This window comes from Trichloromonas sp. (genome assembly GCF_034006665.1).
GTDB lineage: Bacteria > Desulfobacterota > Desulfuromonadia > Desulfuromonadales > Trichloromonadaceae > Trichloromonas.
In genome coordinates this window covers 64838-80031 of the sequence record NZ_JAVESI010000002.1, presented here as the reverse complement: position 1 = coordinate 80031, position 15194 = coordinate 64838, and the positions used below count along the sequence as shown (strand labels likewise).

At 62.8% G+C, this 15194-nt stretch carries 14 protein-coding genes; 4 read left to right on the top strand and 10 right to left on the bottom strand.

Annotated elements, in window-relative coordinates:
• The first annotated feature begins 1 nt into the window (after position 1).
• A complete protein-coding gene (locus RBR25_RS01660; protein ID WP_432817788.1) occupies positions 2-766 on the top strand; it encodes an ABC transporter ATP-binding protein in 765 nt (254 codons plus the stop codon).
• Here the strand turns inward: RBR25_RS01660 and bamE are convergent.
• The 5 genes from bamE to RBR25_RS01635 all read right to left on the bottom strand — a co-directional run bounded on the left by bamE (position 742) and on the right by RBR25_RS01635 (position 6572).
• A complete protein-coding gene (gene bamE, locus RBR25_RS01655) occupies positions 742-1038 on the bottom strand; it encodes an outer membrane protein assembly factor BamE domain-containing protein (RefSeq protein WP_432817787.1) in 297 nt (98 codons plus the stop codon). The genes RBR25_RS01660 and bamE overlap by 25 nt on opposite strands.
• Positions 1039-1153: 115 nt before the next feature.
• The gene (locus tag RBR25_RS01650; protein ID WP_432817786.1) at positions 1154-1720 is read right to left on the bottom strand and encodes an acyloxyacyl hydrolase; all 567 of its coding nucleotides are present in this window, start codon (positions 1718-1720) and stop codon (positions 1154-1156) included.
• Positions 1721-1748: 28 nt separating this feature from the next.
• The gene (hrpB, locus tag RBR25_RS01645; RefSeq protein ID WP_432817785.1) at positions 1749-4238 is read right to left on the bottom strand and encodes an ATP-dependent helicase HrpB; all 2490 of its coding nucleotides are present in this window, start codon (positions 4236-4238) and stop codon (positions 1749-1751) included.
• Positions 4238-5407: an aminotransferase gene (locus RBR25_RS01640; protein WP_432817784.1), complete on the bottom strand. Its 1170-nt coding sequence runs from the start codon at positions 5405-5407 to the stop codon at positions 4238-4240. The genes hrpB and RBR25_RS01640 overlap by 1 nt, the downstream gene beginning before the upstream one ends.
• A gap of 28 nt (positions 5408-5435) precedes the next feature.
• Positions 5436-6572, bottom strand: coding sequence for a M20/M25/M40 family metallo-hydrolase (locus RBR25_RS01635; protein ID WP_432817783.1), 1137 nt, complete (start codon positions 6570-6572; stop codon positions 5436-5438).
• 268 nt (positions 6573-6840) lie between these two features.
• Here RBR25_RS01635 and RBR25_RS01630 point away from each other — a divergent pair, with 268 nt between their 5' ends.
• From RBR25_RS01630 to RBR25_RS01620, 3 genes are all read left to right on the top strand, one after another.
• A complete protein-coding gene (locus tag RBR25_RS01630) occupies positions 6841-7932 on the top strand; it encodes a hypothetical protein (protein ID WP_432817782.1) in 1092 nt (363 codons plus the stop codon).
• A gap of 81 nt (positions 7933-8013) precedes the next feature.
• The gene (locus RBR25_RS01625) at positions 8014-9138 is read left to right on the top strand and encodes a tetratricopeptide repeat protein (protein WP_432817781.1); all 1125 of its coding nucleotides are present in this window, start codon (positions 8014-8016) and stop codon (positions 9136-9138) included.
• 37 nt (positions 9139-9175) lie between these two features.
• Positions 9176-9754 (top strand): ACP phosphodiesterase, encoded by a 579-nt coding sequence (locus tag RBR25_RS01620; protein ID WP_432817780.1) that lies wholly within the window; start codon positions 9176-9178, stop codon positions 9752-9754.
• A 13-nt stretch (positions 9755-9767) separates the two neighbouring features.
• Here RBR25_RS01620 and RBR25_RS01615 read toward each other — a convergent pair whose 3' ends face one another.
• The 5 genes from RBR25_RS01615 to RBR25_RS01595 all read right to left on the bottom strand — a co-directional run bounded on the left by RBR25_RS01615 (position 9768) and on the right by RBR25_RS01595 (position 15194).
• Entirely contained in the window at positions 9768-10871 is a 1104-nt protein-coding gene (locus RBR25_RS01615; RefSeq protein ID WP_432817779.1) for an NAD(P)/FAD-dependent oxidoreductase, read from the bottom strand.
• Positions 10872-11055: 184 nt separating this feature from the next.
• Positions 11056-11526: a hypothetical protein gene (locus tag RBR25_RS01610; protein ID WP_432817778.1), complete on the bottom strand. Its 471-nt coding sequence runs from the start codon at positions 11524-11526 to the stop codon at positions 11056-11058.
• A 300-nt stretch (positions 11527-11826) separates the two neighbouring features.
• Positions 11827-13185, bottom strand: a complete 1359-nt coding sequence (locus tag RBR25_RS01605; protein WP_432817777.1) for a sigma 54-interacting transcriptional regulator — start codon at positions 13183-13185, stop codon at positions 11827-11829.
• A 6-nt stretch (positions 13186-13191) separates the two neighbouring features.
• Entirely contained in the window at positions 13192-13755 is a 564-nt protein-coding gene (locus RBR25_RS01600; RefSeq protein ID WP_432817776.1) for a hypothetical protein, read from the bottom strand.
• Complete coding sequence (locus RBR25_RS01595) at positions 13752-15194, bottom strand: sensor histidine kinase (protein ID WP_432817775.1); 1443 nt, start codon at positions 15192-15194, stop codon at positions 13752-13754. Before RBR25_RS01595 ends, RBR25_RS01600 begins: the two co-directional genes overlap by 4 nt.

The window sequence follows — 15194 nt, the reverse complement described above, 5'->3', positions numbered from 1 at the left end:
GATGCTCAATTTCGACGACATCGCCTTCGACTTCAGCGACACGCCCTTCATCGCCGGGCTCTCCTTTGCGGTCGCCCAGGGGGAAATGCTCGGGCTCATCGGCCCGAACGGCGCCGGGAAATCGACCATCCTGAAACTCGCCGCCGGACTTCTCAAGCCCCGCGCCGGGAGCATCCGCCTCGCCGGCCGGCCGATCGCTTCCTATAACGGCCGGGAACGGGCGCAACGGGTCGCCTATCTGCCCCAACAACTCGACGCCCGCCTCCCCTTCCGGGTCGCCGAACTGGTAGAAATGGGCGGCTATCCGCACCGAGGGCGAGCCCCTCGCAACACTTCCGAGGCACTGCGCCTGGCCGGACTCGAAGCCAAGGCCGAAGCCCCGCTGGGCCAACTGAGCGGGGGGGAGCTGCGCCGGGCTTATCTGGCCATGACCCTGCGTCAGGGGGCGGACTGCCTCCTCCTCGACGAACCCCTGGCTGGTCTCGATCTGAGATATCAGGCGGAACTGCTGCAACTGCTGCGGGGAATCGCCGCCCGAACCAGAACCACCGTCGTCATGTCGCTGCACGACATGGGCGCGGCGCTCTGGCTCGACCGGCTGCTGGCCTTGAAGGAAGGGGAATTGATCGGCGCGGGAAAGCCGCGGGAACTGCTCGGGGAAGACTTGATCCGCAGGCTCTTTGATCTCGATGAAGAAGCGGCCTGGATTTTCCGTCCCGGCGCGGACCTACCCGAAACCGGTCAGGGTCGCCGATCCTCCGGATAGGTGGAGTTGAAAGTGTAGGAAGCGACCTTCCCCTGGCCGTCAAAACGCAAAACCAAATCGCGGGTTTTGGTTTCGCCGAAGAGGGAATATTTGTAATGGCCGTAGGTCCAGGTTTCCCGGCCATCCTCGATGCCGGTCCGCCAGGGCGCGCCGAACAACCGGGTGATATCGGCCTTGCTCGTCTCTCCCATTTTGATTTCCTCCACCGCCGGCACATTGAAGTTCCGCCCGGCGCTGGCGCAACCGGCCAGGACCAGCAGCAGAATTACCACCGTCACCCTTCTCGACAATCTCGTCACCGTCTACCTCCCAAAGAAAAAACCCGTGCCTTTCGCCCCGACCACCGGAGCCCGTACCCGAGCTGTTTAACATTTTCGCCGCGCGATTCTAGAAAAATTTCCCAATTTGCACCATCAGAGAATTCATCCCCCGGTTGTCCCGATGCAGTTCGCCGTTAGAGAGATGATGCAGGCGAAAAGCGGCAAACCAGGGGGCTGCGCCGTCCGCCCCGAATTCCACCCCGAATCCCGCCTGGGGGTTGAAATTAAGGCGCAGGCCCTGATCCTTTTCCTGGAAATCGGTGTAGATCAGGCCGATGCCGGCCTCGGCGTAGGGACACAACGCCGCGGTGCGCAGCGCGTCGATATAACAGAGGGCGAAGATGCTGCCTGCAACCACGGCCCGGGTGCGGGGAGCGGTGCTCAGACCGGCGGCGCCTTCGACCTTGAAACGCAGCGCCTCAGGAGCACGGTGCGGCCAGACGCGGTCATAGTCGTAGAGTGCCGCCGCCGAGAGCAGCAGCAGAAACTCGCGGTCATTGGTCGGGGTGTAGGACTGCCCGGCGATGGCCGCCAGGGAATAACGGGTCGGCACTGGAGCATCCACCGCTGGAACCGGGACCGCAACCGAGAGGAGCAGAGCCGCCAGAACCGGGATCAAAAGAAAGAGCTTCATCGCGCCTCGAAGCAAGTCAAGGGTCTTATCAGCACCCCGCCAGGCGTCGCTTGACGTGCCGGGTAGCGACAGCATTCCAGGGATCGTCGGGCCAGGGATGTTTCGGGTAGCGCCCCTTCATTTCCTTCTTTACTTCGGGATAGATCGCATCCCAAAAGCTACGCAGATCGTCCGTCACCGCCAGAGGACGCCCGGCTGGGGAGAGGAGATGGATGAGAACCGGCAGTTCGCCGTCGACCAGGCGTGGGGTTTCGGCCAGGCCGAAGAGTTCCTGAAGCTTGCAGGCCAGCACCGGCCGCTCTCCGGAAAGATAGTCGAGACGGATGCGCGATCCGCTCGGCACCTCCAGCCGCTCGGGGGCGAGGCGGTCGAGCTCCCGCTGTCGCTCCCAGGAAAGGAGGGCGCGCAGGGCGGCAAAAAGATCAACCCGACGCAGCCCGACGAGGGTCGTCACCCCGGCCAGATACGGAGCAAGCCAGTCTTCCAGACTCCCCAGCAGCGCGACATCGGCAAGGTCGGGCCAGCCACCCTGCGGACGGAGGCGGGCCAGCAACATGACCCGCGCCCGCCACTGGGCGAATTCGGGGGAACTCCAGTCAAGCAATCCTAGCCCCTGCCGCCGCAACAGCGCCAACAGCGCCGGTACCACATCCTCGGGAAGCGCCTTGACCGGCCGTTCCTGCACGATTACCGCACCGAGCCGACGGACCTCGCGGACCACCACCCGTCCCGCGCGTTCCTCCCAATCTACCTCGCGGCGCCAGCCGAGACCCTGACCGAAAAAATTCTCAATCCGTTCACGGCACAAGCGGCTGGCCACGCGAATCTCTCCTTCTCCGCCCGACTTGCCCACCAATTCCACCGCCACCAGCCACTCCCCCCCCTTGACCGCCGAACGCGGAGAAAGGCGCGCCCCCTGACCGCCACTGAGCAGATAGCGACCGCTTCCGGCTTCCCGCTCCCGACCGATACGGTCGGGAAAGGCGACGGCCAAGAGCTGGCCTATGGTTTCGCTATCCCCCGAAGCGGCTTGAGATTCCTCCGCGCCGAGCAAACGGCGAAACTGACGAGCGGCCCGCTTCACCCCTTCGGCCCCCGGACGACGGATCAGTTCCAAGCGGTCGAGCAGGTCGCTGTCGGCGGCGTGACGGGGCATTTCGCTTCTGCATAGGAGATCGCGCTCGGAAAGGATCGCAGTTAGATCGGCCCCCAGCGCCGGGCAAACGAAATCCTGCGCCGCCAGCAGCAACCGGGCCAGCCGGGGATGAAGCGGAAGGGCCGCCATGGCTTCCCCCAGAGGAGTGATGCGGTCGCCGGCATCGAGGGCTCCGAGCAACCGCAGCAGCGCCCGCGCCCCGGCCAGATGTCCGCTCGGCGGCGGATCGAGCCAGACGAGGCGTTCGGCGTCGGCCACCCCCCAGCGGGCCAAATCGAGGGCCAGAGGAGCAAGGTCGGCGCTGCGGATTTCCGGCGGCGCGAAGGGCAGCAGTGTCCCCTGCAGCCCTTCTGTCCAGAGCCGGTAACAGAACCCCGGACCCAGCCGTCCGGCGCGACCGGCCCGCTGCTCGGCACTGGAACGAGCGATGCGGGTCAGCTCCAGGGTCGTCATCCCGCGCGCAGCATCGAAACGGGGGCGGCGCTCCCAGCCGGCGTCGATCACCACCGCTACCCCCTCGATGGTCAGACTGGTTTCGGCGATGTTGGTGGCCAGCACCACCCGCCGCCGGGGACCGGGGAGGATGGCCCGCTCCTGCTCGGCAAAGGGCAGATCACCGTAGAGGGGGCGGATATCGACCGCTTCGGCCAAATCGGCCAGCCTGTCGGCGACCCGCTGAATTTCGCCGGCACCGGGAAGAAAGACCAGCAGATCACCCCTCGTCTCTTTGAGCGCCCGACGCACAGCGGCGGCGACGATCTCGTCCAGCCGCCCCACGGGCTCCCGATCGAGGTAGCGGATCTCCACCGGGTAGGCGCGTCCGGCGCTGCTGACCAGCGGCGCGTCGCCAAGAAGGCGGGCGACCGGTTCGGCGTCGAGGGTTGCCGACATGACCAGGATTCTCAGATCCTCGCGCAAGCCCTGCTGGGCGTCTCGGCACAGCGCCAGGGCGAGATCGGAGTTGAGGTTACGCTCGTGGAATTCGTCGAAAATGACCAGGCCGACCCCGCTCAGTTCGGGATCGGCCTGCAGACGACGGGTGAGAATCCCCTCGGTGACCACCTCGATGCGGGTGGCGCGGGAAATTTTGCGCTCAAAACGGATCGCGTAGCCGACGGTGGCGCCGACCGCCTCCCCCAGTTGCCGGGCCATATAGCGGGCGGCGTTGCTCGCCGCCAGCCGCCGCGGCTCCAGCATCAGGATCGACCGCCCGGCCAGCCAGGGAGCGTCGAACAGGGCCAACGGCACCCGGGTGGTCTTACCCGCCCCAGGCGGTGCCTGCAACACCACGCAATCGTGGGCGGAAAGCGCCGCCCGCAAGGCCGGAAGCGCCTCGGCAATGGGCAGCTCGGGAGAAGACATCAGGGGCGGAATTCGAGGAAGCGCCGCACCGCCTCGGGAATCCCGGCTTCGCGGATGTTGCCGAAGGCCAGGCGCAGATAGCCTTCCATATCGGGACCAAAAACCTCACCGGGCAGGCAGATCAGGTTGGCCTCGTCGGCCAGTCGCCGCGCCACCTGGCGACCGGTAGCGCCGTTCAACGGATGGCGCACCCAGGCGAAGAAGCCACCGCTGGCCACCAGTTTGAAAGGGTTATCGGGACGGACGAAGGCGGCGCGGAAGACGTCGTGGCGCCGCTGCATCATCCGGCGGTTGGCGACAATCCAGTCATCCAGATGCTCGACGCCGTAACGGATCGCCTGCTGGGTGAGGCGCGGCGCGCAGACCACCATGGTGTCCTGAGCCTTGAGGGCATGATGGATAAAGCGCGCGGAGGCGACCAGCGCCCCGGCCCGGTAGCCGGTGAGAGCGAAGGTTTTGCCGAAGGAGGCGATCTGCACCAGATGCTCACCCCAGGCCGGATCGCGGAAAAGGTCGTGGGGGGGCGCGTTGATAAAAGCGTTGTAGGTCTCGTCCAGTACCAGGGCGATACCCCGCGCCCGGGCCAGTTCAAAAAGCCGGCGCAGGATCGCGGGCGGCGTCACCGCCCCGGTCGGGTTGCTCGGCGTTACCAGCAGAATGGCGCGGGTCTTCGCCGTGATCAGGCGCGCAATGCCGTCAACATCCGGCAGGCCGCCGGAGGCTTCATCGAAGGGAGCGTAGACCGGCTTCAGCCCAAGCATGTCAAGGCCCATGGCGTGATCGAAATAATAGGGCGTCTGCACCACTACCTCATCCCCGGCTTGGCACAGCACCATCATCGCCAGCCAGAAGGCCTGACTGGCGCCGATGGTCAGGCACAGCTCCTCCGGCTTCGGCACCGCCCCGTAAACCCGCCCGTACCAGTCGCAGATCGCCGCGCGTACCTCGAGTAAGCCCTCATCGGGGGAATATTTGGAAGTCAGCGGATCGTCGAGCAGCCCCTTGAGATGAGCGGTCAGCTCCGGCGCCGGCGCATAATCGGGCACCGCCTGGCAAAGATCGACCAGCGGCTTCTCCGCAGGAAACTCGCGTCCGGCAATCCAGCCCTTGACCTCGGAGATCGGCGGGAAATGCACCTTTTCGATATGGGGAGAGATGGCAAAATGCATGGTTGCATCCTTTGGCTTAAAAACCCGGTCACGCTCGGCGGATGATTTCCACCAGCAGTTCGGCAACCCTGACCATATCCGTTACCTTGACCTGTTCGTCGACGGTATGGACACGGTCCATACCGGTACCGAGGATAACCGTTTCGATGCCGTGGCCATTGAAAATGTTGGCATCCGAGCCACCGCCGGCGGCCTCGACGGCAATGGTCCGCCCCAGAGCGGCGCCGGCTTCGCGCACCAGCTGGACGATGCCGGCGTCCTCACCGACCTGCATCAGGGGATAGTCGCCGACCACCTCGACCCTGACCGCCCCGTGCACCACCTTGCCGTCGATGGCGACGGAGGCATGCAGGGCGGCGCGCTGAAAACAACCGACCATGTGTTCGGTCTGGCGGGCGAGTTTATCACCATCGTGACTACGCGCCTCCCCTTCGATCACCACCCGGTTGGGGACGATGTTGGTCGCCTGCCCGCCTTCGATGGTGCCGAGGTTGGCGGTGGTCTCGTCGTCGATGCGCCCCAGCTTCATCTCGGCGATGGCTTTTCCGGCGATGGCAATGGCCGACAACCCCTGTTCAGGGGCGATGCCGGCGTGGGACTCGCGGCCGAGAATCTCAAAACGCAGCTTGTTGGCGCAAGGAGCCTTGCGGATAATGCGGTCGACGCCGCTGGTGTCGAGAGCCAGCCCCCGCCGGGAACGGATCAGCGAATAGTCGAGCAGCTTGGCGCCGACCAGGCCGATCTCCTCGCAGATGGTCACCACCACTTCGAGAGGACCGTGGGGGATGTCTCGTTCACGGATGACTTCCAAAGCTTCGATGATCTCGGCGATCCCCGCCTTGTCGTCGGCGCCGAGGATCGTTTCACCCGCGCTGGTGAAGACGCCGTCGGCAAGAACCGGCGTCACGCCCTCGGCGGGCTCGACGGTATCCATGTGCACCGAAAGCATGAGCGGCTCGGACTCCTTGCCCCGCGCCGGGATTTGCACGATCAGGTTGCCGCTTTCGCTGCCGGCGGCGGCACCAGCCTGGTCCATCGTCACCGTGCCGCCCAACTCCTGAAAACGCCAGGTCAGATAGCGGGAGATCTCCCCTTCCCGGCGGGAAGGGCTGGCGATGGCCGCCTGGCGGGCGAATTCCTCACAAAGTCGTTGTTGATTAATCATGGGAGACCTTCCTGCAGGGGGTAGAAATCAGCGGCATGAGAATAGCACGGCGCCTTGGGCATGCCAAGCGTTCCGCCACCGTCCTTTCTCCACCGGCAGGATGTTTGCCGAAACGACTGAAACCTTGATTTTACCGGTCATTAATCGTACACTGGCAAGTCGCAAGTGACTGAATCGGCGGACAATCGGCTTGAAGCCTCGGCAACCGGCCCGGTTCTCTTCCCCTCTTTCCGCGCTGCTTTCATCCGCCCCCTTGAGAAAGACTGTCATGGCCATCAGAATCGGCGAACTGCTGGTACGAGAAAAACTCATCACGCCGGCCCAGCTTGAGGAAGCCCTCAAGTGTCAGGTGATTTTCGGCGGGCGTCTCGGTACCAACCTGATCGAGATGGGCCTGCTCGAAGAAGAAGATATCGCCCGCATTCTCAGCAAAAAACTGGGGGTTCCCTTTCTCGACCCACCGGGGCTGCTGATGAACATCCCCCAGAACGTCATCGAACTGCTCTCACCGGAAGACGCGGCCCGTTATCAGGTCATCCCCCTGCGCCTGGAAGGGCGCCGACTGTCTCTGGGAATGGTCGATCCCTCCGACCTTAAAGCGATCGACGACGTCGCCTTCCGCACCGGTTTCGTCATTCGCCCCGTTGTCGTCCCCGAAGTGCGCATCGTCCTGGCGCTGGAGAAGTACTACCAGATCGAGCGCAAGCTACGCTACATCAACACGCCACTGTTGCGCGAGGAACCGCGCATTGAGCCGCCCAAGGTGCAGGAACCGGTCTCGAACGATCTCTGGTTCGAGGAGATCGAGGAACAGGTGTCCGGAGAACCGCCGCCGCCACTGGAGCCGGAACTGCACGCCGAATTCGTCAAGGAACATACCATCGACGCCCTTTCCCGGAAACTGGCCGAAGCGGCCGAACGGGACGACATCGCCGACGCCATCGTTCACTATCTGGGACAGAAGCTCAACTGTGGGGCGATGTTCTTGGTACGCAGAGAGCTGGCCATGGGCTGGAAGGCGGTCCTCGGCAAACAGACCGTGCCGGCTTTCGCCCAGTTGCAGATTCCCCTGGATGAAGCCTCGGTACTCAAGACCGTGGTCCAGACCGCCGGCTACTACCTTGGACCCGTCCCCCGCTCCCCCTTCAACTCGATGATGCTGCAGGCGTTCGGCGGCCGGGTGCCAAAAACCGTGCTTTTGGTGCCGTTGGTCATGATGGGACGCGTCGTCGGCATCATTTACGTCGACAGCGATGAGCAAACCCTTGGCGAGCACCTCCCCGAACTCCAGCGCCTGGCCGCCAAAGCGATCATGGCTTTCGAAATTCTCATTCTCAAACACAAGATTCTGCAAACCTGAACCGCTGTAACTTTCCCTCCATCAGACCTGGCGCCGGCCGTCGGCGTGGACCAGAAAACTGATCAACAAGGCAATGAAATCATGAATATGGAATCCCCTCAGGAAGCGTCATCCGCCCCCCACGGCAAGGTCATCGAACTGTCCAAGGAGGGCCACCGACTGCTCAAGGCGAAACGTTTCCACGAAGCCTGCGCCCTCTTCGAGGAAGCGCTCACTCTGGAACCGCACAACCCCTACGTTCTCACCGGCTTTGGCGACGCTTTGCGCTCGCTGAAGAACTTTCGCGCCGCCGAACGCAGCTACCGGGAAGTTCTTGACAACGATCCGGACAATCTCTTCGCCCTGCGCGGTCTGGGCGACACCTATCGCGGTCAACGGCGAACGGACAAAGCCTTGGAGCTCTGGCAACGCTATATCCGCTTTCGCCCCCGGGACATCTTCGTCATGACCCGCATCGCCGACGCCCACAAGACCCTCGGCGCTCACCAGTTGGCCGAAGAATGCTATCAGCAAGCCCTGGTCATCGACCGGGAAGATCGTTACGCGCTGATGGGTCTGGCCGATCTTTATCAGAAGATGGGAGAGGAAGAGCAGGCCATCCGCTACTACGAAAAGGTTTTGGCCAAAAGTCCCCGGATGATCAACATCCTGACCATCGTCGGCAATCTCTATTGGCATCGGGGAGAACAAGAAAAGGCGCGGGGGTATTACGAAAGAACACTGGAAATAGAAAGCCACAATTCCTATGCCCTGTATGGGATGGGCAATTATTACCGCTGGCAGCGGGAGTTTGATAAGGCCATCGAATACTGGGAACGGATTCTCGAACGGGATCGGGGGACCGTCAACATGCTCACCCGCCTGGCCGATGCCTATCGCAATACCGGCCGGTTCAACCAGGCAGAAAAACTATATCTTGAGAATTTGGCCCAAGGCTACGACAAGTTCAGCCTGCTGGGTCTGGCCAAGCTCGATGTCATGCGCGGTAATACCGAGAAAGCCCTGGAGATCTATCGGAAATTGATGGCCCAGGAAGAAGAGGACGGCTGGTTGTTCGCGGAAATCATCGGAAAATATGGGGATGAACGGCGCCTGGAAGCGTTGCGCTTCTATCACGGCGCGCGGGATCTGCACCGGGAAAAACCCGAGGTCTGCCGGCGCCTGGCCGAACAAGCGGAAAAGCTGCAACTGGCCATGGAACCGTAATCGGTACCGTTGTCAACAGATCAAGAAAGCTGTTGCTTTGAACTATCTCTTTCACCTTTATCTCGCCGAACCGACGGAAGCGAGCCTGCTCGGCGGCATGTTGGGGGATTTCGTCAAAGGGCGTCTCGATGACCGCTGGCCGGAAGGAATCCGGCGCGGCATCGAGCGCCACCGGGGCATCGACAGCTTCGCCCAAGGCAATGCCGTCATCCGCCACAGCCTGCGGCGCATCGATCCGGCCTACCGCCACTGTCGCCCGGTTCTCATCGACGTCTTCTACGATCACTTTCTCGCCAAAAACTGGCCGCGCCACGCCGACATCCCCCTGGAACGCTTCGCCCAACGCTTCTACCAAATTCTCGAAACCCACCACGACCTCCTGCCCCCCGCCCTGCAACGCATCGCCCCGCGCATGATCGCCGGGCACTGGCTCGAATCCTACCGCGATCTGAATACCGTAGAAATCGTCCTGCAACGCCTGGCCGAACGCCTCTCCCGGCCAACCCCACTGGCGCAGGGAGCGGCGGAACTTCGCCGCCACTACCGGGAATTCGAAGAGGATTTCAACGCCTTTCTGCCCCAGGCCGTGTCCCACGCCCGCACCTTCCCCGCCTGACATTCATCATTCATCATTTTGAATACCGAGCCATAAAGCGCCGGTCGATCCAGTCCTTGAGCAGAAATGCCCAACGCCCCACCAGAACCAATTCCCCCCGCTGCAGCAAACCCCGGCCGTCCCCGAGATTGAGAATCCGCAGGAAGAGGCGCTGCGGCACAAACTGTTCAAGGGGTTCGTCCTCCAGAGCGGCGAGCAGATTCGCGGCCAGAACCGGTCCCTGACGTACGGCGTAGACACCGACCTTGGGCAGGGGATTCTGGCCCAGGCTGATGCAATCGCCGCCCCCGAGGATTTCAGGATAACTCAGGCTGCGCAGGGTATCGTCTACCAGCATCCCGCCATCGTCACCGACGGCCAAACCCGCCTCGACGAAGAGAGACGGCGGGGCGATGCCGCCGGCAAGAAGCACCAGGTCAGCGGGGATTTCGTCGCCATCGTCGAGCAGAACATGCTGATCCGCCACCCGTTGCGCCCGCACCCCTTCGAGAATGCGGATGCCGCGCGCCGCCAGGGAAGCGAGGGCCAGTTCCCGGGCCCGCTCGGGGAAATCGGCGAGCAGGCGTTTGCCGCCAACCAGGGTGATTTCCCCATGCCCCCGGACATCCCGCAGCAGGCGCCAGAGAGCGCCGCACAACTCGACCCCGGATGCGCCGCCACCGATCACCACGAGATTTTTACGCCCCTCGGACAGCATCGCCAACAGTAGTTTGCGCGCCTCCAGCAGTTTCTGGATCGGTTTCACCGGCAGCACCGGGCAACTGCCGTCATCGGGAAGTTCCACCGCGACCCGGCTGCCGAGGTTGAAAGAGATCAAGTCGTATGGAAGGGTCGAGCCGTCGGACAGCTTGAGGATGCGACCCTCGGCATCGAGCCCCGTCGCTGCCGCGCGGACCACCGTTGCTCCCGCTTTTTCGGCCATGTGCGCGACGGCGAAACATCCCTGCTCTAGGGTATAAATCCCCGCCAGCATCCCCGGCCCCATGCCGGAATAGTAATGGTTGTCGTCGGGCGTCACCAACGTCACTCGATGGCCTGAATCGGCCAAGCGCCCCAGTTGCTGCAATACCGGCAGATGAGCATGACCGCCACCAACCAGAACCAGATGTTTGCCCATCGCCCAACCCTCCCCATTTGCAGCCCATGCCCATGCCGGGGCATTCGCCTTCCGGCACTCCACGGGCATAGTTTACTCCGGCGCGGGCGTCTCGGCAAAGGTGATATTTTCGCGGGAAGAGAGATTTTTCGACAATAGATGCGGCCGCCGGCAGGATGGGGCCGGCGGCAAGAGGCGGGTTCGCTCAGCGGCGACGATAGGCGAAGCTGTCGGAAAAAACTCCGAGGGGACTTTCGATACGCACGGCAATCTGGTAAGTTCCGGCACTTTCCAGATACAGGTTTGCCCCATATCCGCCGAGCAGGGAAAGGCCGCGGGCGCGGATTTCATTGCCGCCCGGACCAAGGATGCGGAAAATCACCTGAATATTCTCCGCCGCGAGAAACTCGGGGCCGTCGAGGTAAAGAACGAGTTCCGGATCGCATTCTTCTGCCTTTTCCTGCGTCGCGACATCTTCCCCCTTGGCCGAAGTGATCAGTCGATAGTCGAGTCGCCAGGGATCGACCAGTTGCCGACGAATGGAAAGGCCACCACTTTTCTCACTCATCAGCGAAAAGCGTCCAGGGCCGTTGCCCGCCTGCCCGACATAAGCGATCAACGCCATGCACAGCCCGCAGCCAAGAATGAAAAGTGTGCGCGGCAGATTTGTTTGCATCAAAATCTCTCCGTTACTCAAAAAGGACGGCACCAAAAGACGACGCCGGGCGGGATGCCCACCCGACGTCCGTGCATCTCTTAAGCAAGGCCCACGCCAACCCTGAAAAACCTCGCAAAATCAATATATTGAAAAATGATGAAAACGCCTTGTCAAGAAGTGATTGACAATTATTGGGGGAGAAGTGTCGCCAAAACACGACAAAGCCGCAATTTAGCCGAAATAAAAAGGCCCACCAAGAAGAAATGGCGGGGGAATAAGGTTTCAGCCTGTCGCTAATCGCCGACAGAACAGCGGGGACTATTCGGCCTTGAAAAGCTGGGGGACGATATGATGGCGTTGCAGCAGCTTGTAAAAGTCCGTGCGGTTGCGATCGGCAATGCGCGCCGCCTGGGAGACGTTGCCCCGAGTCATCTGCATCAGCCGCACCAGATAGTCCTGCTCAAACTTGCGCCGGGCCTCGGCCAGAGAGGGAATCTTTTCCGGGCTTTCGCGCAAAGCAACCTGGAGCAGATCGGCGGAGATCACCGGCGTGGTCGCCAAGGCCACGGCCTGCTCGACGACATTGAGCAGTTGCCGGATGTTGCCGGGCCAGGCGGCGTTGAGCAGCAACTCCATGGCCTCGGGGGCGAAGCCGGTGAGCTTCTTTCCGGAACGAGCCGCCAGGGTTTTGCGGAAATGCTCCGCCAAGAGGGGGATATCCTCGCGGCGCCGGGCCAGATTCGGCACTTCCAGACAGACGACGTTCAGGCGGTAGTAGAGATCTTGACGGAAACGGCCATCGGCGACAGCCGCTTCAAGATCGCGGTGGGTGGCGGAAACGATGCGCACATCCACCGGCTCGACCCGGGTCGAGCCGACGGAACGTACCTGTTTTTCCTGAATGACGCGCAGAAGCTTAACTTGCAGAGCCAGGGGCATATCGCCGATTTCATCGAGGAGCAGGGTACCGCCGTTGGCTGACTTGAACAGACCGGCATAATCCTGGGTCGCTCCGGTGAAGGCACCCTTGGTGTGGCCGAAGAGTTCCGATTCGAGCAGCGCCTCGGGAATCGAGCCGCAGTTCACCGCGACGAAGGGACCGGCGACGCGGGGGCCGGCCTGATGAATGGCCCGGGCCAGCAGCTCCTTGCCGGTGCCGCTCTCGCCGAGGAGCAGGACGCTCGAGTCGCTCTCCGCCACCAGCTTGAGGCGACCGAGCAGATCCTCCATGAGCGGGCTGCGGGTGATGATCTCCTGCCGCCAGGCAGCCTCCTTCCCCGCGGGAAGGGCACCCGGCTTGGCCCCGCTCAGATTCAGAGCCTTGCGCACCTCTTCCAGCAGCGCCCGGCTGTCCACCGGCTTGGTCAGAAAAGAGAAGACCCCGCGTCGGGTGGCTGCCACCGCCTCGGCGATGGAGCCATGGGCAGTGAGGATGATGACCGGCACCGACGCATTGACTTGGCGGATCTCCTCGAAGAGACCGAGTCCATCCATGCCCGCCATGCGCAAATCGGTCACCACCAGATCGGGGCGCAGCACCGGGAAACGGGCCATGGCCTGCTCGGCGCTTTCGACCTGGGTCACGGCGTAGCCGGCAGCGGAGAGGCGCATGGAAAGCAGGCGCAAAAGATCGGTATCGTCATCCACCAGCAATATGCGTCGGGCTTCAGCGTTCATGACTCCTCACCGGCCGGCGGGGCGCAGCTTCTCCCGTTCGCCAAGAATGGTTTCGATCTTCTTCAGTTCCTCCAGTTGACGGTGCAGGGTCTCCGCCCGGCTCTTCTCGGCGGCAAGCTTGCGCTCGCATTCCCCTTCCCGCTCCAGCATCCCCTCCAGCAACACCGCCAAGCCGCGCAGGGGATCGTTCGCCCGCTCCTTGCGCTCGCCCAGGAGTTTTAAAGCCCGCTTCCGGTCGGTAAACGGCCTATCCGGCCAGAGCGAGAGAAAAATCAGCCGCCAGCGGTCATCTTCGCCGGGTTTGCGATCAAAACGGTTTCTGACAATCTGATATTCCTTGCCGAGTTGTGCATCGTTCATGCGCCGTAGGATGTCGAGATAAGTCAGAGGTTCAAACGCCGGGCAGGGTCTTTCTACCTGCGGTTTCGCCTTAACGTCTTCCTCTTCGGTGCTGGGGATCGCCTTCCACCGGGGCTCCTCCACGGGAATCAGGCGCACCCGGGCGCAACCACCCAACGCCAGGAGCAATCCCCCCAGAAGCAAAAACATCAGCCAGCGATTCCGATTCATATCACCTCCGCATTCCTGATCAGAGGCAATGTCAGACGAATGCGCCCCCCCGTCCCTTCCGGCACGACCAGTTCCCCGCCGTGGGCGCGGGCAATCTCCCGGGCGATGGCGAGACCGAGGCCGGTTCCCTTGACATGCATGGCGTTGGGCGAAGGCCCTTGAAAAAAGGGCTGAAAGACCCGCTCCCGATCGCCCGGGAGGATACCCGGTCCGGAATCGCGCACCTCGAAAAACCAGGAATCCTCCTCGCGGCCGTCGACGATGGTGATACTTCCCCCCTCGGGCGTGAACTTGATGGCATTGGAGAGAAGGTTGTCGATGAGAATCCGCAGACGGGCGGGGTCGGCCGAAACCGTCGGCGTCTCCAGACGCGGCTCGCAACGCAGCCCTTTTTTCATGATCGACGGCCTGTGATCGGCCAGCACTTCCTCTACCAGCGCCGTCGGCGCCACCGGCGCAAGGACCAGCGAGGCGGCACCCCCCGCCTGAAAGCGGCTGAAACCGAGCAGATTCTCGATGAGCTTCTGCAAGTCGCGGCTGCTCTTGCAGAGAATCTCCACGATCTCCCGCTGGGGGCCGTTCAAATCCCCCATCACCTTGTCGTTGAGCAGTTCGCTCCCCTCGCGGATTGAAGCGAGTGGGGTCTTGAGCTCGTGGCTGATCTGGGCGACAAAGCGGGACTTGGACCGTTCGACGTCGGCCAGCTGACCGCGCATCCAGTCGAGCCGCTCACCGAGATACGCCAAGTCGCGGCTGCCGCCGACCTTCACCGGCGTGAGAAAATCCCCCTCGCCCAGGCGATTGATGGCCTCCACCATCTGCTTGATCGGACGCGCGATCAGGCGGATAAACATCACCACCAGCAAAATCGACACGGGAACCAGCGCCACCACCTGCCAGACCAGCTGCCGCCGGGTTGCGGCCGTCGCCCGCTGAATCCGCCACACTTCATCGTAGATCAGGGCATTGCCGTGAGCGGCAACGGCATTGGCCAGTTCATTCAAAGAGGCGAAAGCGTCCAGGGCCCGTTCCCGCTCGGAAGAGCGCCGGGGCGCGTTCAGCAGAACGGCGAAAATCGCCGCTTCCTCGTCCCGCACCTGCCGTATTTGTTTGCTGAGGGGATCCGTCAGTTTCAATTGTAGCAGACGGGCGAGACTCTTCTGGATTTCGCCGTGCCGTTCCTGCATTTCCGCCAGCAGGCGTTCTTCGCCGAGCACCTCATGCTGGCGGGCCTGCCGTTCCAGAGCGATGAGATCGTCGACGAGCAGGCGGCTCGTCTCCGTCGCCTTCACCGAACGGTCGACCACCGCGCCGCTCTCCTCGGCCAGGCGATCGAGGGACCACTGAGCGCGGACCAGTGCCGCCAACAGTGGCAGACAGACGAGGGCGAAACCGATGAGAACCAGACGCGAAAAGGAGTGGGGGCGGTAGGGGCGCAT